The 21,252-nt window shown below is 60.7% G+C and carries 18 protein-coding genes; 9 read left to right on the top strand and 9 right to left on the bottom strand.

Annotated features, from left to right (window positions below; genetic code table 11):
* Positions 1-13: 13 nt before the first annotated feature.
* Positions 14-526: a hypothetical protein gene (locus tag ACHL_RS22855; RefSeq protein ID WP_012623546.1), complete on the bottom strand. Its 513-nt coding sequence runs from the start codon at positions 524-526 to the stop codon at positions 14-16.
* Positions 526-1,599 carry a CHAP domain-containing protein gene (locus ACHL_RS22850; RefSeq protein WP_012623545.1) on the bottom strand — a complete coding sequence of 358 codons (1,074 nt, stop codon included), beginning with the start codon at positions 1,597-1,599 and terminating at the stop codon, positions 526-528. Before ACHL_RS22850 ends, ACHL_RS22855 begins: the two co-directional genes overlap by 1 nt.
* A 236-nt stretch (positions 1,600-1,835) precedes the next feature.
* Between ACHL_RS22850 and ACHL_RS22845 the strand changes: the two genes are divergently transcribed.
* Positions 1,836-2,231: a helix-turn-helix domain-containing protein gene (locus ACHL_RS22845; RefSeq protein ID WP_012623544.1), complete on the top strand. Its 396-nt coding sequence runs from the start codon at positions 1,836-1,838 to the stop codon at positions 2,229-2,231.
* Here ACHL_RS22845 and ACHL_RS22840 read toward each other — a convergent pair.
* Positions 2,228-2,944 carry an SDR family NAD(P)-dependent oxidoreductase gene (locus ACHL_RS22840; RefSeq protein WP_081434863.1) on the bottom strand — a complete coding sequence of 239 codons (717 nt, stop codon included), beginning with the start codon at positions 2,942-2,944 and terminating at the stop codon, positions 2,228-2,230. The two genes, ACHL_RS22845 and ACHL_RS22840, sit on opposite strands and share 4 nt — an antisense overlap.
* 129 nt (positions 2,945-3,073) lie before the next feature.
* Between ACHL_RS22840 and ACHL_RS24975 the strand changes: the two genes are divergently transcribed.
* The 8 genes from ACHL_RS24975 (at position 3,074) to ACHL_RS22805 (ending at position 16,214) form a co-directional block, all read left to right on the top strand.
* The gene (locus tag ACHL_RS24975; protein ID WP_081434862.1) at positions 3,074-3,373 is read left to right on the top strand and encodes an ArsR family transcriptional regulator; all 300 of its coding nucleotides are present in this window, start codon (positions 3,074-3,076) and stop codon (positions 3,371-3,373) included.
* The gene (locus ACHL_RS22835; RefSeq protein ID WP_157672520.1) at positions 3,366-4,460 is read left to right on the top strand and encodes a hypothetical protein; all 1,095 of its coding nucleotides are present in this window, start codon (positions 3,366-3,368) and stop codon (positions 4,458-4,460) included. Before ACHL_RS24975 ends, ACHL_RS22835 begins: the two co-directional genes overlap by 8 nt.
* Positions 4,460-5,227: an enoyl-ACP reductase FabI gene (fabI, locus tag ACHL_RS22830; RefSeq protein ID WP_012623541.1), complete on the top strand. Its 768-nt coding sequence runs from the start codon at positions 4,460-4,462 to the stop codon at positions 5,225-5,227. The genes ACHL_RS22835 and fabI overlap by 1 nt, the downstream gene beginning before the upstream one ends.
* A 9-nt stretch (positions 5,228-5,236) precedes the next feature.
* Positions 5,237-5,557: a hypothetical protein gene (locus tag ACHL_RS22825; protein WP_012623540.1), complete on the top strand. Its 321-nt coding sequence runs from the start codon at positions 5,237-5,239 to the stop codon at positions 5,555-5,557.
* Between the two features lie 363 nt (positions 5,558-5,920).
* The gene (locus ACHL_RS22820) at positions 5,921-7,549 is read left to right on the top strand and encodes a hypothetical protein (protein WP_244266602.1); all 1,629 of its coding nucleotides are present in this window, start codon (positions 5,921-5,923) and stop codon (positions 7,547-7,549) included.
* A 1,269-nt stretch (positions 7,550-8,818) separates the two neighbouring features.
* Positions 8,819-9,790, top strand: coding sequence for a ParA family protein (locus ACHL_RS22815; protein ID WP_012623538.1), 972 nt, complete (start codon positions 8,819-8,821; stop codon positions 9,788-9,790).
* A gap of 1,016 nt (positions 9,791-10,806) precedes the next feature.
* The gene (locus tag ACHL_RS22810) at positions 10,807-11,154 is read left to right on the top strand and encodes a hypothetical protein (RefSeq protein WP_012623536.1); all 348 of its coding nucleotides are present in this window, start codon (positions 10,807-10,809) and stop codon (positions 11,152-11,154) included.
* 239 nt (positions 11,155-11,393) lie between these two features.
* Entirely contained in the window at positions 11,394-16,214 is a 4,821-nt protein-coding gene (locus ACHL_RS22805) for a helicase-related protein (RefSeq protein ID WP_012623534.1), read from the top strand.
* Positions 16,215-16,269: 55 nt separating this feature from the next.
* Here the strand turns inward: ACHL_RS22805 and ACHL_RS22800 are convergent, their stop codons facing one another.
* The 6 genes from ACHL_RS22800 to ACHL_RS24780 form a co-directional block, all read right to left on the bottom strand.
* Positions 16,270-17,130 carry a hypothetical protein gene (locus tag ACHL_RS22800; protein WP_157672519.1) on the bottom strand — a complete coding sequence of 287 codons (861 nt, stop codon included), beginning with the start codon at positions 17,128-17,130 and terminating at the stop codon, positions 16,270-16,272.
* A gap of 535 nt (positions 17,131-17,665) precedes the next feature.
* Positions 17,666-18,313, bottom strand: a complete 648-nt coding sequence (locus tag ACHL_RS22795; protein WP_081434861.1) for a recombinase family protein — start codon at positions 18,311-18,313, stop codon at positions 17,666-17,668.
* 54 nt (positions 18,314-18,367) lie between these two features.
* Positions 18,368-18,964, bottom strand: coding sequence for a recombinase family protein (locus ACHL_RS22790; RefSeq protein ID WP_012623531.1), 597 nt, complete (start codon positions 18,962-18,964; stop codon positions 18,368-18,370).
* 235 nt (positions 18,965-19,199) lie between these two features.
* Positions 19,200-19,769 carry a copper resistance CopC family protein gene (locus ACHL_RS22785; protein WP_012623530.1) on the bottom strand — a complete coding sequence of 190 codons (570 nt, stop codon included), beginning with the start codon at positions 19,767-19,769 and terminating at the stop codon, positions 19,200-19,202.
* Positions 19,770-19,806: 37 nt separating this feature from the next.
* Positions 19,807-20,541, bottom strand: coding sequence for a YcnI family copper-binding membrane protein (locus ACHL_RS22780; RefSeq protein ID WP_012623529.1), 735 nt, complete (start codon positions 20,539-20,541; stop codon positions 19,807-19,809).
* 382 nt (positions 20,542-20,923) lie between these two features.
* Entirely contained in the window at positions 20,924-21,229 is a 306-nt protein-coding gene (locus tag ACHL_RS24780; protein WP_235423701.1) for a copper resistance protein CopC, read from the bottom strand.
* Positions 21,230-21,252 lie beyond the last annotated feature (23 nt).

Raw genomic sequence — 21,252 nt, 5'->3', positions numbered from 1 at the left:
GCAGTTCCAGCGCTTAGGACGAGGGTGGTGTGAAGCGGTTGACCTTCCACGGAGCTTCCTTGCCCGTGCGGAGCAGCTGCAGCGTGTAGGTTCCGGCGTCGGTGGAAACAGCTGCCATGACGCCGTATCCGTTGGCTTCATCGACGTTCAGCGTGGCCGGGCCGGTGACGCGGCTGGCCGGAATGTTGACCGGGTCCACGGCCGAGTAGTCGGCAGTGGCCTGCGGGGTCAGCCAGCGGGCAAGATCGTTGGCCCACTGCCTTTCCTCCACGCCAGGGCGGGCAAAGTCGGCCATGGCCTGCTCAGCAACGTCGATGGCGGCGTCCTTACTGGCCTCATCCCAGGTGATGCCGATCGTGGCCGGCACCGTGCCCCCTGGAGCCTGCGGGCCGCTGCTGACGCTCAGCGAAACGGGCGCAGAAGGCGTGACTGCCGTGGTTTCATCCGGTGCAGGCGTCGTGTTCGCTGCCGGTGCGCACGCGGTGCAGAGCAAGGCCACGGCGATGAGGGCCAGGGGCTTTTTCATTACTTCTCCTCTTGGGTGGGCAGGTACAGAAACGCTGACGGGACATCGCTGCTGACAGTGCGGGTGTAGTAGTTGTGGTCATCCGGGGGCGGGTTGCCGTTGTAGCCCTCTTCGACGTAGGTCCCGTCGTCCTTGACTTCCTTCACCACCGCGACGTGACCGTATGTCGGGTCCGCTCCCCCGGTGCCGGGCGCGTACCAGACGACCGACCCAACACGGGGGACGGAACCGGTAGGCCAGCCCTTGGCGTCCCAGCCGGACTTCCACGTCACGGCAGAGCCCAAACGTTGGCCGTCGGGGCGAAAGCTGCCGTTAAGGAACTTGAACGGTTCCCCGGTGGACCCCATCTGCTGGTTCACCCGCCAGAGAGCGAAGTCCACGCACTCCCGGTAGTAAAAGTTCAACGGCGAAGTGCTGGCGTCGTTGGCTCCGATCTGAACCCAGGTCGGAGAGTCCTTCCACGGGTAGTCGTCCCCGGCACCAGTCTTCCCCGGAATGGCGCAGTCGCTACCCTCCAGGGAGAACTTCCCGTCCGAGAGCGCCTGGACGAGCTTGACGGCCTCGGGCCAGTACTTCTGGTAGTGGTACGGGTCGGCGTTGCGCTGGACCTTGTTGCCGGCCAGTGTCGGCTCCAGTAGCTCCCAGCCCTCGACCTTCTGCAGGGCCTTGATGAAATTCGTTGCGCTGATGGTCGGGTCCATGCGGTCGGCGTAGGAGCCCCACGCGCCGTTGTCCCGCTGCTGAAACAACCCACGGGAGTCAGGGCCCGGTCCATCGCCATAGTCCAGAACACGCAGGCCAGACTCCCCCAAGGACACCATGACGCTGATCATCTGGCCCTTCACGGACAAGTCCAGGGCCTTACCAGCACCCATGATCGCCGCGGCGTTCTTCAGTTGCTCCACGGTGTAGCCCTCGACCTCGGTACCAGCACTAAAGGCAACAGAGGTTGTCGATCCGCAGCTGGCCAAGGATTTCGCTGGCGCTAGTAGCAGGAGCAACGAGAAGACCACACCAAGGACAAGTCCGGGGATGGCGGCAACGCTAATCAGACCTAGAGCCTTGTTTTGCATCGTCACGTCCCCCAGACCGTGTGCCTTCCATCGTTCAGTACTTGCTGGCAACAGAGTGATTTAGCCCATGCAAGGAGACGTTGGATCACTGCTCAAGGAGAGCAAAGCGCCTAGGAGCTCGCTTAATGCATTCATCACTGCTAAAAAGGTATCATGATGAGTGCATTAAACAAGCTGAAGAACCTATGAAACGAGTTGAGAAATGAGCTTTAGGAGCTGATGAGGGCGGACGGAATATGAAAATCGCTCTGTTTGAGGGCAAAATGGGAATCGTGCCTAAATATGCCCTTCCAGAGGAGAACTGGTCAGAGGATCTCCTGCTGGCCCAAAGGGTTATCAGCACGCCTGCGCGCTTGGCGATCGTTGGCTATCTCTATACGAAGGGGCCGACACTCCGGGCGACGCTGATCAAAGAATTGTCCTTGGACACAAGCCTCGTGGGTAGGAACCTAGACCAGCTTGAAGATCTGGGCATCCTAATTGGGGATCCGCCGCGCGGTGAGCGTGTAGGAAGATCCACGAGGTGGGAAGTCAACAAAGATCGGTACAACCGAATGGCTAAAGCTCTCTACGACTTCCTCGGGATTGATCTATTACAACCTCAATCCAAGCGCGATCCCAAGGACGGCTAGTAACCCAAGCCCTCGCCCCCGCTGACGGGGACGAGAGCCCCTGTCAGGTATGAAAGCGTGCTGATCTTAAAGATGGCATCTGCAATTTCCTCAGGTTCCGCAATCCGTCTCAGAGGCGAACTTTCTATAAGCCGCTCCAAATCAGCATCTTCGACTTTGGCCAGCATGTCGGTCTTGGTAGGCCCAGGGGCGACCACATTAATTCGGATCCCACGCGGACCCGCCTCCCACATCGCTGAACGCACCAACCCGTCCAGAGCAGCCTTAGAAGACGTGTAGTGCGCCGAACCAGGAATTCCCGTCCGAGACGACTCCGAGGAGATAAGCACAATGGATCCGCTGCGAGCCCTTCCCATGTATTTAAGGGATTCCTGCACAACGGTGAATGCACCGAACAAGTTCGTTTCCATGACCGACCGCAGGTCTTCATCCCGCATTCGAATGAGAAGATCTTGACGAGCCATGCCAGCGTTATAGATAACTGTGTCGAGCCGGCCGAACGAAGCGGCGATTTCTTTGAAAGCTGCCTTCACCGCGGCGGCGTCAGTAACATCGCACTGGATACCGTGAACACCCGCGGGTACGCTGCTTCCCCGGTGAGTGCCTGCTACAACATAGCCCTCTTCCAAGAACCGCGTAGCGGTTGCTTTCCCAATCCCCCGCGTTGCTCCAATTACAAATGCTACTGGCGACCCGACCATAAACTTGCCCACGTTTGCACTCTACAGGTAGTGTCCAAAGCGGCCCTGAAAGCTGTGGGGCCTACATCTCTCATACTTCAAGTGTGCTGCTGGATAGTGGTGTGCTGGCTTCCAACCCTCAATTCGTTAGGGCTTAAAGTCATGCACCCCGATGCACTCACTGCCGTATGCGCCGCCGCTTCCACCCCTTCCCTACGTATCCTCCGCGCGTTGAACCTGCTTCAGGCTCCGCAGCGGCCAGAGGAGCTTGCCGAAGGGCTTGAACTCTGTCCTTCCATTGTTAGTCATGAACTTTCAACGCTGGAAGCCGCTGGAATCATTAGGACCGCCGGTGGGCACGTACACCTCGGCATCCGGTTGAGTTCGCTCTTTGGAGGCCCGTTGGCCCATGCGATGACAGAGTTACCCTGCCCTCAAGAACGAAAGGCTTCCCGTGTCTAAGCAAGCGATGGACGCAAAAGGACGCTGGGTCGTCCTGGATACTACGCAGGACGGAATGTCCCTGCTCGCCGTTGGCGGCGAAAATCATCCCGGCATCAGCCCTAGGAACTGGCTGGATGAACGAACCAGAACTGTTCTGCTCGACAAACTGAGGACGGTGCTCACCTCGGGACAGGCCTATGAGGGTATTGTCCGCTACGGCGCTTCTGAATTCGCTGTTGTCGCCAATCCAGTAGCGTCTCCGGACGGTAAACAGGTTGTGGGCGCCTACGGCGTTTTCGAGCACCTTGGCCGCCCCCTCCCGACCGCACCGCTTCTGGGCACCTGGCAGTGGCGGGTGCACAAGCAAACTGGGAAGAACGTCGGCGAAGACTCTTCACTTTGGGACGCCAATCTCTTCAAGATCTATGGAATCGATCCGGCCACTGTCGAGAGCAAGCGCGGCCCCGCTGGCGAGTGGTTGGCAAAGCTCATCTCAACAAAAGACAGGGACACCATCAAGCTCGTCATCGACAGCGGCATCTCCGTCAACAACCGAAGCCGACACCTGCTCTCCTATGAAATCGTCTACGGATACGGAAGTCCGAACCCGGGGAAAAAGCAGATTGCAATGTCGGCCAGGGCCTACGACGACCCCGAATACCCCGAAGCGATCATGCTGCGAGGATTCAGTCGCGAAGTGGACTCCCCAACCAAAGTCGTCACTCCAGGACTCTCTCCCGTCTCGGCCGGCCTGGTAGCCGAAGCCCTTTTCGCATTGGCAGCAGACAGGGCCTTTGCCGCTATCGACATGCAGCAGGAAGTGACCTTCCGGACTTCAAATAGATGGTCCGACTTCGGACTTCTACCCGATTTCGAAGGCAACCTGGCAGCGCTAGCTCATCCAGAAGACAAGTTTGGCTTCGAGCGCCATCTGGCTGAAGCCTCTGCAGGACGAGTGGGCCCTGAATCATCGACCAGGGTGAGGCTGCGAACGACGGCCGATCGCTGGCAGGAGTTCGCAGTCGCAGTAGCACCAATCGGTACCGACGGAGGCCACAGCCGCTACCTCATGTTGAGCCTCGTCCCCGTAGGAAAAGGTTCGTAATGGGAATTCTCGATGGGAAGACCATCCTCGTAACAGGGATCTTCACGGAGCGGAGCATCGCCTATGCCGCGGCTGAACACGCTCAGCAAGAGGGTGCCACCCTGATCTTTACTGGTTTCGGGCGCAGGTCAAAGATCACCCAAAAAATCGTACAGCGGCTTCCGTCCCCCGGACCGGTTCTTGAGCTGGATGTCACCAACCAAGAAGATCTGGATTCGCTTCACAACAGAATTCTGGGGCATGCAGACAGCCTTGACGGCATCATCCACTGCATCTCCGCCAGCAAACCAGAAGCAGTCGGCCCTGGATTCATAACAGCAGACTGGGATGACCTCTCGACGAGTCTCCAGATTTCTGGAGCGTCGCTGCAATCCGTCACCAAAGCCTGTCTCCCCGTCCTCGCTGACGGGGCGAGCATCGTCGGCGTCACACTCGATGGCACGCCGGTGTGGCCAATTTATGGCTGGGCAGGAGTGGCAAAAGCCACCTACGAATCGACGAATCGCTACCTCGCCTACCACCTTGGTCAACGCAAAATCCGCTGCAACCTAGTGGCATGTGGCCCGCTGGATAATTTCACCGTGGCAGCCATCGACGGTATCGAGAGTACTGACGGGGTCTGGGAGAGTCGCGCTCCCTTGGGCTGGGACCGGACGGACCTACAGCCCGTAGCCAGCGCGGTTGTGGCCCTGCTGTCCGATTGGTTCCCGGCCACCACTGGCGAAATCGTCCACGTCGACGGTGGATATCACGTCATGGGGATGTAGAACACTTCCATGCAACTTGCTGCTAGCACCGAGAAAGACAGCGACACGCCCAGTACCATCAGCAGTTTCGATAACAAAAACCGCTTAGATGGCTTTATGGCACTCCGAAAGCTCGCTCAGGGTGGACGCCCGTCTAAGGGCCCACGGCACACGTTCCTTGTAAAGCCCGACATTACGCGCGCCGAAAAACTGCAGTGCATTATCGAACTTCTGGATACCAACGCGGTTGATTACCTGACGCCGTTGGTGGCGGCGCACATCGATGCAGTCGACCTTGACGCACTCGAGAGAAGAAAACAGGAGGCTTTGCCTATCGCAAAGGCCAGTTAATAACTGAAGGCCCGCACATGGCGGGCCTTCGTTAAGTATGACGTTCAGATCTCGTTCTTGGCGGGACCCGATCTGAACTTTTCCAACACCCACCCAGTGGGTGGATTTTTAGTACCCTCCGGAGAGGAGTAACTGCTGTCTATGGTACAGCCCTACCCACATGCGTCAACAACGACGCGGCCGAAAGATGCTGCACAATCGGCACCGATTGAAGCGTGGAGGCTTGCTCCCCTGATCGCGGGCCAACCTACCTACAGGACTGGCCGCTGGATCGGTTCCAGGTTCCAGTACCCACGCCCGATCAACGCCCCGAAAATTACCCGATCCCTGCCGAAAGCTCCCGCGGCAGTGATGATCCACGACATGCACGGCAGCGTCGCCACCCTGTGCCTGGACCTTGACACGTCCAAAGCCCTCAAAGGAGTTGTCGACGCCGACGCGGCAAGGCTCCGGGTCCTGCTTCAGTCCTGCGGAATTGCCTTCGTAGAGGACTTCTCCCCCAGCGGCGGCCGGCACCTGTACGTTCCCCTCCGCGATCGCCTGAGTGCCACCGAGGCGCGCGAACTCGTTGAAGCCCTAGCGCTGACGGCCACCAGCCTTGATCCCAGCCCACACCAGAACATCACCGACGGCTGCATCCGCGTTCCAGGATCCGCCCACAAATCCGGTGGGCACCAAACCCTGGTCACTCCCCTGGCCCACGCCTACGATATCCTGCGCCGCAGAAATGACATCACGGCCCTGGAAGCCCTCCGGGCACTGCTGGCTCCCGAAATCACCCGCCGGCGTGCCCAGAAGGCCCGTGAGGCAAAACTCGTCGCTTCACAGCGCACCGGCAACATGCAGCCGCTGTCGCTGTCGCTGGCCACTACGAGTGAAGCCCCCCTCCGCAGGATTGCTCGAACCGGACTCTACGACACCACCCGGTACAAAAGCCCCTCAGAAGCACGCATGGCAGTTCTGAACCACTTCAGCGCCTGCGGCTGGACCCTTGCCCAGGTGCAGAACGAACTCGCCGGACAGTTCCCGGGCCTAGCGGCCCTCTATGGCTCTGCCAACAAGCGTGACCGCCTCCTCAGCTACGAGTGGACCAAAGCCCAGGCCTTCACAGCAACCGGTCAAAAACGCATGCCCAAACAAACAGGGGAAAAGCATGCACTTATTAACAACACAAGCCAAACCTTACCCACAGGGGGGGCCATCAAAAGCTCATCCCCCGCAGTGCACCAGCTCGTGAACGACCTGGAAAACATCCTCTACGCTGTCCTAGACGCTAGGCTCCAGGCCCGCGGCCGCGAAGGCCTGAGCCTTCGCCTCCTGATCCGTGGACTCCTGGGGTACATGCGAGCCAAAGAAACCAACATCTTGGACGTCGGCTGCCGGACACTGGCAGCCGCGATGGGAAAACACCACGTCACCATCGCCAGGCTCCTGCCAATCCTTGCAGCGGCCTCAGACGGAATCCTGACCAAGATCGCTGACGCCCGGCACAAGGCCGCCGACGTGTACCTCATTCAGCTACCCGAGCACTACAACGACCTGGCCCGTCAACTAACGTGGCGCAAAGGCCGCATCCACGCCATCCGGCCCGTCTTTCGGGCCCTCGGAGACCCCGCCGCCCTCGTCTACGAAGCAATTGAACGTGCCCACCACTCCCCCACTACAACCGACGTCTCTCGTACAGCCGGCGTCAGCCGAAACGTTGTCGCCAGAGCCTTGGCAGACATGGAAGCCCTAAGCATGGTCCGACGCGACGGAGGTCAATGGAGGACCACCAGCCTCAATCTCAGATCATTAGCAGCCCGGCTAGGAGTACTTGAGGACTATCAGGAACAAATACGGCGCAACCGCGCCGAACGAGCCCAGTGGCACGCATACCTCGACAGGTACAGAGTCCTGGAACTGGTGATATCGGAAACCGATCTATTCGACCTGGAGCGCGATGAGCACTGGTTGCCTCCTGATGACGCGGCTATATGGGTAGCCGCATAGTGATCTTTTGGCTGCGGCCCGGGTACCGAGGAGCGCCCACGATTCGACGGCGATGCCTGCATCCTTTCTAGCGTGCTTGTACCCGCTTGCCGAGCCGTCAAAGCGACTTTCTCTTCTGCCTATCGGCTTGATGTTCAGAGTGTCTGAACCAGGCTAACGCCCTTGTACTGTGTTCCAACTGTTTAGCTAATGCATACTTACTTCACACTCTCTTTGGAACTGAGATGTTGGGCTTTACGTCTTTCATACGGTGAGAGCCATCAGATGACAGAGGTTTGAGATTCCGAGGGCACATATTCAATTCGAAGGCGCGAATAAGCGGCCCTGTCTCCGATACGAGGTAAGACCAAAGTCCAACTCCCCTCTCCTGCAAGTTGCATGCCGAAGGTACCAACGTTGCGCCCCGTAATGTCACTGCCATTTTCTAGCGCTATGCTCTGTGCACTTATTCGAGGGGTAAGCGCAACTCCACTGGTCCTATCGGTGGCAGGAAAAAGTTGCGAACGGACAGTGCGCCAGCCAATTCGTAGCTATGAACGAACGTATGACGAAGCGGCCCACTGCTTACGGAGCTGCTGGAGCCTTCGGCAGATTTGTACCAACTGCGATGCGGTGGCTCAGTAAGGGAATCAGCTCTGCTGCTCATTCGGTAGCGCCTACTTTGAGTTTGTTCCTATGACTGCAACTGCGTTTCTGCTGCATGTTCAGCGGTTTCATCCTGCCTGCTGAGGCCAGCCTCGTTGAGTGATTGGCACCTCAAGCATCCAAGGTCCTTCCACGTTGGCCGTTTAGCAACTTAATAGCAACTGCCTAGCAACTGTAGTTTTACTGCTTAGCAAGTGCGTTACTAGTCTATTGCCAATAGAAAGCAGCTTCACTGCTAAAAGGGCTGGCGCCCCATTCTCCCATTCCGTCTGTTAGCGGGCTGCATAGCTAGTGCATAGCTAGTGCATAGTTAGTGCATAGCTACTGCTTAGCTAGTGCTAAGCAACTTAATAGTTGCTAATTCATCTGATGCACTTGAAGCTATGGATACGTTTTCTTGTTTGAAGTCAGCAGGGAGGGCTACGACTCCCCATAGCGAAGGCACACTTGCTTATTGGCAAATGCGAGGAGGCTGGCGTTGTAGAGTAATTTTACTGCAAAGCTACTGCATAGCTCATGTCTAACTACTATGCAGTTATTGGCAAGCAGTGTTAGAGCAAATTTTGTGCGACACCCCGTCAAATGTACAGCTGTATCGCACTGACCTCACATAGGCTGTGCACTATGGATACGGCTACTACCTCCCACATCTTGTCGTCCGCTGTTCAACTGGCGTCCCGGCGTACCGTCTGCATCTCCAACGGCAAGGGCGGTGTGGGAAAGACGACCGTCACGACCAATCTCGCTGCGCTACTGGCTGGCGCCGGTTACAAGGTGCTGGTCGTAGACCTGGACTCACAGGGTGATACGTCCACGAACTTGGGCATTATTAACGATGAGCGCTACGACCGCGGCGAAGCCCTGGATATCGCGGTTCGTTACAACAAAGTTCCGCTGCCGATCAAGGATGTGAGGCCTGGGCTGGACGTTCTCGCCGGCGGCAATCACACAGCCCAGCTGATGGACACGTTTCAAGGAGACGCGTCTCGTCAGGGAAAAATGCGCGGGGGAGTAGCACGGACCTTAGCCAAAATCGCCCCGGACTACGACATCGTCCTGATAGATACTCCTCCTTCAGAAGCAGGATGGACTGCAATCGAGGAAGCGATGCTGGCGTCTCGTTGGATTCTGGCTCCGGTGAAGCCTGAGCCGAAGTCGATCCGTGGGCTTGAGTCACTGGCCCGCCGGATTGTCAGTGTTCAGAACGACAATCCGGCCGTTGCATTGCTCGGAGTCATTCTTTTCGGCATCCCGACTAATGCCCGGAATGTGGATAAGCAGGCACGCTCACTCCTCAAGGAGTCACTGGACGGCATCGCGCCTGTATTTGAGGGCAGTATTCGTGATGTCGTTGCTGCCGATGCGGATGCGAGCTTCCGTGGGTTGGCCGCGCATGAGCTCGCGGCCAGGGCAGCCACGCAATCACCATTTTGGGAGCGGCTGCGCAACAAGGGTAAGGGCTCTGATGAACCACGTATCGCGCAGTCAGCTGGAAATCTCGCCGAGGATTATATGAGGTTGACAGAGCAAATTGTCCACGAGCTGCAAGCTCAGGAAGAGGCGCTCGACCAAAGTCTTGAGGTGGCGGTTAAATGAGTCTGACTTCGAGTCCGGGAAAGATGGATTTGAGTGCCCTGGGTGGCCTGAAAAAACGGGCTCCGCAACCCGTGCAGTCGCCTATCCTGTCGGATTCAGCACCAGCGGACCCTGCACCTGAAATTGCGGCGATGACTGTACCTCAGGCACGCGAGGGGCATGTTGAGGTGTCAGCACCAGTTCAGGGCTCTCACGGAGAGAGCGCAGCCGAACCAGCCAGCCCATCGGGCACTACATCGGATGCGCTTGCAGGTGGGTTGGAAGCTCCTGCCGTGGAACATTTGCCGGTTCAGGCTCGTGGAGTACGGCAGGAGATTCAGCCCGCCGATGAGGAACACTCCGGGCACGTCACGCTCTACCTTCCGAAGGATCTAAATCAGTGGCTCGGAGAACACCACGACAGCACCGGTATTTCGTACCCGGGCATCGTCCTGAATGCGATCAGCTGGGCCGCAGCCGACAATAAGTTTGCGGAAATCTTCGCCCCAGATGATAGCCCGATTCCGGCCAACGACATCTTCGGAAGGGCTCCCACCAAGCCAAAGCCTGCACGAGGGGCAGTGGAACCTGAGACTCGGCCGCTGCGTTTCCGTAAGGATCACATGCGGGTGATCATTAGTCTCGCGCGAACTTGGACGGCTGATAATAGGAACGCATTTTTTGTAGGAGTTCTCACTGCCTTCAGGCGTCAACAGAACGGTGGGTGACATTTCTGTTGGCCTTGCAGGGTTTCCCTGCCCTCCTGGACGGACTTTGTCGCTCGCGCTGTCGCGAAACTAGCTCCGGGACGAAAGCTCGCACCCTAGAACCCAGCTTTACTGGTAATGACAGTAATACCAGTAATAAAAGCTTTGGGAGGCGCTGAGGCCTCCTGACAAGCACCAAGGCCGAATCCCCGCTAGCGTGACTTTCGACGAGTCGAAGGTACCAGGGGGAGTCCATGGCGGGGCGCAAGAAGCAGATCGATGGCCAGTTGAGCTTTGACGCTCTCTGGTCGGCACCTGAGGAGGATCGTGATGAACAAGTACGGCAGGCAGGCTCAGGAAGCCTGGAAGGCAGCAAGTCCGGCGCGCTACAGCCAGATACAGGACCCGGAGGAGTTCTTCACGAAGCTGGGGGAGGAAGCCCAGGAGCAAGTGGACGAACTGCTGCTCAAGATCGCCGGACCGGACCCGCAGGGCGAGAGCTACCTCGAGAAGGTAGGTCGGCTGAACGCCGCGAAGAACCAGGCCGAGGAAATCGTCCGCTACGACCTGCTCTCGCCACCGGAGACGGAGGACGAGGAGGACGAGTACGAGAATCCGACGATCAAGGAGCACCTGGAGTTCATGGCCGAAATGCAGCGGCTTCGGGAACAGCTCTAGAGACTTCTCCGGACAGGTTTCGCCCGTCCTCGCAGGAAGAGCTGGCCCCGTCCGGTGCCCGCAGCCGCATCAAAGCGAACCTTGAGGCCCTTGAGATCCTGCAGAGGCTGCAGAGCGAGGGGCGGAAGGCCACGGACGCCGAGAAAGCGTCGCTGGCCCGATGGGGGAGTTGGGGCGCGCAAGGCGTCTTCCAGATCTTCGATGAGACCCGGGAAGAATACGCCGGGGACCGCCAGCATTTGCGCAGCCTCCTATCCGAGGCACAGTACGACGCAGCGCGACGGACCACCATCAATGCCCACTACACCGACGCCGCCTACGTCCAGGCCATGTGGTCCACGGTTCAGGAACTCGGGTTCATCGGCGGCACTGTCCTGGAACCGGGGTCCGGTGTGGGAACCTTCATCGGCTTTGCCCCGGACACCGCCGAGATGACCGGGGTCGAGCTGGACCCCACCACCGCGGCTATCTCCCAGGCCCTCTACCCCGAGGCCACCGTCCGCGCCGAGTCCTTCGCCGACACCAAGCTGCCCACCGGGCACTTCGACCTCGCCATCGGCAACGTACCCTTCGCCAACGTCACGCTGCACGATCCCCGCCACAACGCCGGCGGGCACTCGATCCACAACCACTTCATCCTCAAAAGCCTCGAACTGACCCGCCCAGGCGGCATGGTCGCCGTGCTGACTTCCAGCTTCACCCTGGACGCCACCAATCCGGCAGCACGCCGGGAGATGAACCAGCTGGCCGACCTTGTGGGCGCCGTCAGGCTGCCCACCGGCGCCCACCGCAAGGCAGCGGGCACCGACGCGATGACCGACCTGCTGATCTTCCGACGGAGGGAACCCGGCCAGGAACCGGCCACCAACCTCTGGGAAACCGTCACCGCCCGCCAAATCGAAGGGACGATCACACGCCTGAACTCCTACTTCGACGAGTATCCCGAACGGCTCCTTGGCGAGCTGCACGTCGGCAACGGCATGTACGGGGACGAAACCCTGCAGCTGACCACCGACGATCTCTCGGCAGTGCCCGCGCGCCTGAACGCGGCACTGGCCGGCGTCGTAGCGGAAGCCAAAGCCTCCGGCATGGTCATGAGCGAAAGGACAGCCGAACAGGAACGCCAGAGGGCCGCGTACATCCCGGCAGCAAGCCACGAATGGGAAGGCCACATCAGCGCCACCGACAACGGCTTCACCGTTGTCGAAAACGGCTCCTACGTCGACCTCGCCGTGCCCAAGACCCAGGCCGCCGAACTCCGCGCCCTCCTGGGGCTGCGGGACGCCGCACGCAACCTGCTCAGCGCAGAAGCCGAAAACCGCGACGACACAGCAGAAATCGACGGGCTGCGCGAGAACCTGAAGAACGCCTACAGCCGATACACGGACACCTACGGGCCGATCAACCGCTACACCCTCCGGGACACCGGCCGGGTAGATGAAGAGACGCAGGAGCCCATCCAGGCCCGCATCACACCCCGAGCAGTCACCATCGTCTCCCGGGACCCATTCGGGCCCTTGGTCAAGGCGCTGGAGAACTTCGACGAGGCCACCCAGACGGCCACCCAGGCTGCCCTGCTCTCCAGCCGCCAGGTCCAACCACGCAGACCGGTCCTTGGCGTGGACACCGCCGAAGAAGCCCTTACCGTCACCCTCGACACCGTCGGCGAGGTTGACCTGGACTACGCGGCGTCCCTGCTGGGCATCAGCCGCGAGGAAACACGGGCAGCGATGGGGGAGAGCATCTACCAGGTCCCCGGCGCTGATGAGACTTTCCAGACCCGGGCCGAGTACCTGTCCGGGAACGTCCGCGAAAAGCTCGAAGTCGCCCAGTCGGCAGCACTCTCCGATGACAGGTTCGCCGTCAACGTCCGGGCCCTCACCGAGGTCATGCCCCAGCCGCTACGCATGGACGAGGTAGAAGCGCGCCTGGGTGCAGTCTGGATCGACGCCGTCACCCACCAAGACTTCGTGCGCGAAATCCTCAACGACCCCTACGCCACCGTCTCCAACGCGGCCGGCTCCCTGTGGGACGTAAAAGCCAACCGCCACACCCTGGCTGCCACCAGCAACTGGGGCACCCAACGGATGCCCGCCTCGGACATCCTTAAGCAGGTGTTGGAACAGCGGCCCGTCCGCGTCACGGACGAAGGCGAGAATAACCGCCGTGTCCTGAACCCAACCGAGACAGCAGCAGCCCAGGAGAAAGCCCAGCTGCTGCAGGAGCGTTTCGGTGAATGGGCGTGGGAGGAACCCGAACGGGCTACCCGCCTCATTGACGAGTACAACCGCCGATTCAACTCCATCGTGCTGCGCGACTACAGCACCGAGGGGGATCGGCTGACCCTCCCGGGCATGGCCAAGGACTGGGTCCCGCGGCCGCACCAGCGGGCAGCCGTGGCCCGCATGCTCTCCGAACCCGCCGTCGGCCTGTTCCACCAGGTCGGTGCCGGCAAGACCGCGGAGATGGTCATGGGCGTGATGGAGCTGCGCCGTCTGGGCATGGTTAATAAACCTGCCGTCGTCATCCCGAACCACATGCTGGAACAGTTCGCCCGCGAATGGCTCCAGATCTACCCGCAGGCACGGATCCTCGCCGCATCATCTGCAGACCTCGCCGGGGACAAGCGCCGACAGTTCGTCGCCCGCGCGGCCGCCAACGAGTGGGACGCCGTGGTCATGACCCGCACCGCTTTCCAGCGCGTGAGCCTCAGTCCCGAAGCCGAGGCCTCTTACCTGAGTGCAGAAGTTGCCCAGGCCCGTGCAGAGCTTGAAGCAGTGAAGGACACCAGCCGCGATGGCGGGCAGAACAATTCCAGCATCATCAAGAGGCTGGAAAAGGCCGTCATGGGCCGGGAAGAGCGACTGAAAGCCAAACTCGATACCCCTGCTGATCCGGGGATCAGCTTTGAAGAGACCGGTATTGACTACCTCGTGGTGGACGAGCTGCACGACTACAAGAACCTGGAGACGCCCAGCAATATCCCCGGCGCCGCCATTCAAGGTTCCAACCGAGCATCTGATCTGCACATGAAGACCGAGTTCCTGCGCCAGCGCGAAGGCCGGCGGGTCATCACCGGGGCCACGGCAACGCCGATCGCCAACTCCGTCACCGAAATGTACGTCATGCAGCGCTACCTGCGCCCGGACCTCCTCAAGGCCACCGGGATCCAGGACTTCAACACCTGGGCTGCTACGTTTGGCCAGGTTGTCGAGGAAATGGAACTCTCCGTAGCCGGCGGTGACCGGTTCAAACTCAAGAGCCGGTTCGCCAAGTTCCAGAACGTCCCCGAGCTGCTGAAGATGTTCCACACCTTCGCGGACGTTAAAACAGCCGAAGACCTCAAGCTCCCCGTCCCGGACCTTGCCCCGCGGGACGGGGACGGGCTGCGCCAGCCCAACATGCTGGCCGTGGAACCCGGCCCGGAGCTGCGCGAGTACATCCAGGACATCGGCAAGCGCGTGGACGCCATCCAGCAACGTCTCGTTGACTCCGAGGAAGACAACATGCTCAAAGTCTCCTCGGACGGCCGCAAAGCCGCCCTGGACATGCGGCTTGTGGACCCCACACTGTTCCAGCGCGGACCCACCAAGATCAGTGCCACCGCTGATCTGCTGGCCAGCGTCTACGAAGAACACAAGGACCGCATCTACACCGACCCGAAAACCGGGGAACCCGACCCGGTCCCCGGGGCCCTGCAACTGGTCTTCTGCGACTTCGGCACACCCTCTGACCGGTGGAACGTCTACGGCGAACTCAAGGACCAGCTGCGCCGCCGTGGCGTACCCGAACACATGATCCGGTTCATCCACGAAGCCAAGAATGACACCGAAAAGGGCCGGCTTTTCGCCGCTGCCCGCTCCGGCCAGATCGCTGTTCTGATGGGATCTACTTCAAAAATGGGTGTCGGCACGAACATTCAAAAACGGGCCGTGCACCTGGTGGACATGGACGCCCCCTGGCGTCCCTCCGACGTCGAACAACGCCACGGCCGCATCCTGCGCCAAGGCAACCAGAACCCCGAGGTCCGCATCTCCCAGGTCGTCACCAAGGAATCCTTCGACTCCTTCATGTGGCAAGGACTGGAACGGAAGTCCCGGTTCATCAACCAGATCATGCGCGGCCGCCTCGACGTCCGGGAGATCGAAGACATCGGGGACAACACCTTGAACTTCGCCCAGGCCAAAGCCATCACCAGCGGCAACCCGCTCGTTCTTGAAAAGGCTGTCGCGGACCAGGATCTGGCCCGCCTCAGCCGCCTCGACCGGGCCTACAACCGCAACATGGTCGCCGTAGCCCACACCAAACGCGGCGAACAAACAGCCGCCGACGCAGCGACCGCCGACCTGCCCCTGATCCAAGCGGCAGCAGCCCGGACCGTGGACACCACCGCCGATGCCTTCAAAGCCAGCATCGACGGGAAGGCAGTCGACAATCGCGGCGACGCGGCCGAAGCCCTCCGGGCATGGGCCGGCAAACACGGCCACCGCCTCATGAACCTCTACGGATACGACGAACTCGGGACCATCGCCACCCTTGGTGGGCACGAACTACGTGCAAAACTCGTCCCCGCCCGGGACCTCGACCACGCCACCGTGGAAGTGCGCATCGAAGGAGTGCCCAGGGCAACAACCCAAATCGCCCGCAGAAATCTGCTGTCGGCTGACATCGGCACTATCCGGCAGCTCGAAAACAGGGTTGCCTCTCTACCGCGGCTGGCCGCTGACGTCGAAGCACGGCGCCAGGAAGCGCTCTCGCGGGTCGAACAGGCAGACAAGGCACTGGCGGAGCCGTTCAAGCACGCCGCTGCGCTCAAAGCTGCACAGGCCAACTCAGCTCGCATCGACCAGCTCATGGCGGACGCGGCAAAACCGGAGGAACAAGCACAGCCTGAGCCGCCTGCGGAAATCGACCCTCGGCTGGAGAGGATGCAACGCCTGATGAATGCGTCCTTCCCACAACAGTCTGCACCTGTGGCCGCTACCGGGACCGCCACGGCGATGACCCGGCAGCGGCCAGTAGACCATCGCCGGCAGAACGACTCGGGCTACGGGCGCTAACCCCGAAGTGCGCCAAGTCAGGGCCGGCAACCAACGGGTGCCGGCCCTGACTTAGCTATCCGGCCGTTTTTCGAAGAAGTTCGAAATCATCCATCGGCTCATAGCCGTCGTCGACGAAATCTGTGTAGAGCTCGATGAGGTTGGTGCCCTTGTCAGCGGCTTTGAGTGTCTGGCTGACGTTCAGCTCCCGGACGCCAGGGAATTCCTTGTGGAGGTCCCGTTTCAGGGGCACGTCAGCTTTGCCGTTGATGTACCGAATGCGTTCTTCCTGAACGGAAGTGGTAGCGAATCGGTTGTAGTAGGGCCTCGGCGCCAGCAGGAGCTTGTTGGAAACCCAGCCCTTCGGAACCAGCAGCAGCTGCCGTCCGCCGACGAAAGGCAGCACGTCCTGGATGGTGACCCAGTCGCGATTGGTTGGGTCCCACACGGTGAACGACGCCTTACGAAGGTCCCGGGTCATGGCCGGGTACTGCACCGCCATCTGCAGCGTGTAGTCGATGAGTTCGGGGAACACGAGCCGCGTGGTCATATCTGAAATCAGATCCTGGCCCACGCGGGGGATGAACACGGGAAGCTGGTCAAGGCCGGTCAGAAGGCCGTCCCGGCAGAGGGGGTTACGCAGCGAATTCCAGAGATAAGAGCCAAGGCCCGGGCCCCAGCCGTGTCCTTGACTTCCGTAGCGCGTGTAGCCCAGGCGGGTCTCGTTCGGCTCGTTCAGACCTGACTTGACCAGGCGCAAGCCCTTCGCCTGGTCAGCCGCGTTAGGACTTGCGCGGCACCGAAGTACCTCCGCTGTGTAACTTCCCAGGCGGGCTGTTGCGCTTGCAGCAAGGCCGGATTTCAGATCATTGCGGATCGCGGTGGGGTGGGTGAAAAGAAGGTTGTCACGTTCGATCTGAACGTCGACGAAGGGCACGGGGCCGGTGATGTTGTAGTGCTCGGTGATACGCAAAGCGCACCTCTTCCATACGTAGGACCCAAGGCACCTTGTGGTACCTCGGGGCGGCGTGTCGTATGTCACACAAAGTGACAGGCCGACTCGCCCGCGCTACGATGGATGCATTCCGCTGGAAAATGGAATACATACAACCCCGCCATTGAGGCCCTGCGCTAACAGGGCTTTTCAGCTTTGCGCTAACAAAGCTGCGGCGGGGTTTTCCGTCGTTAAACGGAAATCACAACGCTGTAGTTCCATTCTACCATGCCAAAAACCCCTGTGTGTCATTTTGCGGGCCTTACCCCCCTACGCGCGTGCCGTGTACCGCGCGGGGGTTATAGAGCCTTAGGCGGGCAAATAGCCCCTAATAGGAGCATTTTCGATCCTGGGATGCTCAGATCGGTCCGTTTTCACCCCCTTGGACGTCCTCCTAGAGCAGCGCCCTTGATGAATTCTTGATCCAACCTTTATCGAGTTTTGGGGAGTGAAGGTCCCGCCAGCTGCACAACAGCCCCTATAAGGGGTCGTCTTCGGTCAATGTGAGGTACCGGTACACGGTGGCCCGGCTGGCTCCGATGACCTTTCCGATGTCGGCAGGCCGGAGGCCTTGACCTTTCAGCTCCCGCGCGCGCCTAACTTTGTCGTGGCTGGCGGTTACCTGGCGGCGTCCTGCCTTACGACCATTCTCGGCAGCCACCGCCATCCCAGCCTTCGTCCGCTCGGAGAGCTGGTCACGTTCCAGCTGAGCGAAGGCGGAGATGATGGTGACCATGGCGTGGGCCATGGCACCGCCGAACTCCGTATCCGGGTCCATGACGATGCCGTCACGCAGCGATCGAAACTTAATGCCCCGATCCTTGAAGCCATCGAGCAGCTCCAGAAGATGGCGCGTGCTGCGTCCGAGGCGGTCCAGCTTCCACACCACAACTTCGTCCCCACGGCTAAGGCGGTCGAGCATCTTGTCCAGTTCTGGACGGCTTGTTCGGGTACCGCTAACTCCATGGTCCTGGTAGATGCGTTCGCATCCTACGGCCCTTAAGTCTTGGATCTGCAGGGCAGTGTCCTGATCGGCCAAGCTCACTCGGGCATAACTGTCATTTTCCGAAGTCGTCTGCACACGCTGCCCTGAAAGTACGCGAGTTGTGCAGACGGGTATGGACATTTTGATGTCCGTACCCGCCTGCACAAAGCACCATTTTGCGCCGTACCTGTGGTGCTAAACGACGCCCTGTTGGTCAGCAAGTGCTCGTGATCGCCTATAGAAGGTTGCTCTGGACATTCCGAAATCCCGGGCGACCTGCGCCGCGGGTTCCCCGCCTTTGACCAGGCTGACAGCGCTTCGAATCTGACTATCCGTAAGCCGGCGAGGCCGACCACCCAGCGCTTTGCCGGCTTCCCTTCTCTTGTTGATGGAATCTGTGACGCGTTCCCGTTTGATCTCGTGTTCCATCTGGGCGAGGGCAGCCATGATCGTGAACAACATTGACCCCATCGGTGTCGCCGTGTCGACGTCGCCTCCGCCCAGGTTCAGGACGCGCAGACCCGCCCCGCGGCTGCGGAGTTCGTCAGCGAAGGCGAGCATGTTTTGGGTGGATCGCCCCAGCCTGTCCAAGGTTGTGATGACGAGGGTGTCGCCCTCCATGAGCGCGGCAAGTGCTTCATCGAATTTTGGCCGTGAAGCACGTGCTCCGGATACGCCGTGGTCAACATAGAGGTCATCGCGTCGAACGCCTGCGGCGAGAAGGTCCGCCTGTTGCCGGTCGGTGGACTGCTGCCGGGTCGAAACTCGTGCATACCCGATCAGTTTCGTCATGACTGCTGCTCCGATGTGTTTCATAACTAATGGTTGGTATACCGATTCAACCAGTAAGTTTCGAGACATAGTTACGAGAATCGCCGAGCGACGAAAAAGTTGCGCGATTTCAGGAGAAAGGGGGCATTGCCGTCGTTGCCCTCATTCAGCTGATGAGACGTCTCGTATCCCAAGGGATACGAGACCGAGGAGCGAGCCGTGTGGTGAAGCGAATAGCAACATCTGCCGGCCGTGCTTAGCGGTCGGACTCCGGGCTTCGGAGCCGGCGCTTGACGAAGATTGCCCTCATGACGAACACAATCACCAGGACTAGCACTGCGCCTGCCGCTGTGATTAGTTCGGTCGGGAGGCCCGTTCCGGTGGCCGCCGCGGCCGGGGACGCTGATGGTGTCGCCGTGCCCGCGGTGTTTGTGGCGCTGGCGGTGAACGTGAAGGTTCCTTCGATGGGGTGGCCGTCGGAGGAAACAACGCGCCAGACCACTGTGTATTTACCTTCCGGAGCGCTGGTTTTCACTGCCTGGGTGACGTGGTTGTCGACGATGGCCACGGGACCGTCTGCCTGGTCGGTGCCGGTGGCATCTTCGACGCGGACGACGGAGCCGATGGCAAGCGGTGTGTGGTTGAAGGTTAGGCCGATCTTCGTGGGAACGGTGCGGACTGCGGAGCCGTTGGCGGGGTCGGTGGTCTCGGGGACATCGTGGGCTTGCGCCGCCGCGGCGGGAATCATCAGGAACGCTGTGGTGGCGAGGATCAGCAGGCATTGGGCGAGCCTGCCCCGCGAAGCGGAGCGGTGTGTCGTTTTCATTGCGGGTTCTTTCAGGAGCGGGCGCGGGGGGCTGGTGCTACTTGGCTGCGGTGCGAGTTCGCCGGCTGGCCAGGACCAGTCCCAGCGCGGCTGCGCCGAGGATCAATCCGGCAGCGCCCAGGACGATACCCCACACGGCTGCCGCATCGCTGGAAGTCTCCGAGGTGTGGGTCGCGGCTGCCGGGGATGCTGCCGCCGGAGATGCGGTGGGGGCGGTTCCGTCTTCGGCGGTGGTGGTGAAGGACGGGGCCGGGTGCTTGGGCTCGGGCTGGCCCTCGGCACTTTGTTCGTCCCAGTTAACGACGCTCCCATCGGTGTAGGTCTGGGCAGCCTTCAGGGTCACGGTCGTCCCGGCTGCGGGGAGTTTGCCCACGGAAAGCGAGAACGCCTGGTATTCGTTCTGACCGATCTGGTGGGTTGCGTCGGCGTTCCAGACTACGGAGCTCGGGGCCTTGGTGACGGTGGTCCCGGACACGGTGACCGGCTTGGGCAGGTCGCTGGTGATGACCTGGGCGCTCCAGCCCTCGACGGGTTTGACCGAGACCGAGGTGAAGGGAGTGTCGGTGGGCAGCTTGACTTCGAGTTTGCTGGTCTTCGCGGTCGGGGATTCGTTCGGGACGTTGAATGTCAGGTGCGTGTAGCCGTTGGCTCCGGTGTCGTCAGGGTTCACGGTGATGTGGGCAGAGGCGGCGGTGGCACCCAGGGCGATCATCCCGGCGGTCGCGGTGGCGGCGGTGAGGGTTTTGAGGGTACGACGGATTGAGGTTTTCATGAACATGCCTTCCAAAAAGTGGGTGCGCCAAAGGGCCGCGGATGCGGCGGCGCAAGAGAGAGGAAACACGGCTGACCGGCAGCGAGGCCTTGCTTGTGGGCAGGGCCGGCGGATCAGCGGCGTAGGGTGAGGTGCCGCTCAGAGAGAAGCGGGCTGAACACGCGGCGGCCCGCGCCGGGCGGGCAGCCGCAGGCTTCTCCACCGGGAAGGAATGACGGTCAGGCGCGGGGCTGGAAGGTGCGGCCAGTCGGGAATGACCACCGCCGTCAGGATCCGATCCGGATCAGGGGACACAGCCATGCGGCCAGCGCCCACACGGCTGCCTCGCCGCCGGCCACGATCAGGGCGGTGGCCAGAGTCGCTGCGGCGTGCAGGATTAGCATCAGCGCCCCCGGGCTGCGGCGTGCTCCGGCATCTGAACCCCCGCTAAAGGGGGCACCGGTCCGGTGCCGTGCAGATGCCCGCCGGGACCGGGAGTGAACGCTGCTGACACCGACAGGGCATTGAAGGCCTCGTGCAGGACCAGTTCGCCGGCGGCGAGAAGCCCGACCATCACAGGGGCGGTGATCCTTATTTTGGCCAGGATCATCACCGGTGCCAGCACCAGGGCGACGAGTCCGGCGAAAATGGCCGGCTCGGGCAGGGAACCGCCGGCTGGCACGTGGGCTCCGGCGGCCAGAGGGAACATGGCGGCGGTAAAGGTGACTGCAC

The sequence above is a fragment of the Pseudarthrobacter chlorophenolicus A6 genome (assembly GCF_000022025.1).
GTDB lineage: Bacteria > Actinomycetota > Actinomycetes > Actinomycetales > Micrococcaceae > Arthrobacter > Arthrobacter chlorophenolicus.
Note: the sequence above shows the minus strand (reverse complement) of the source record. Positions and strands in the feature narration are given on the sequence as shown.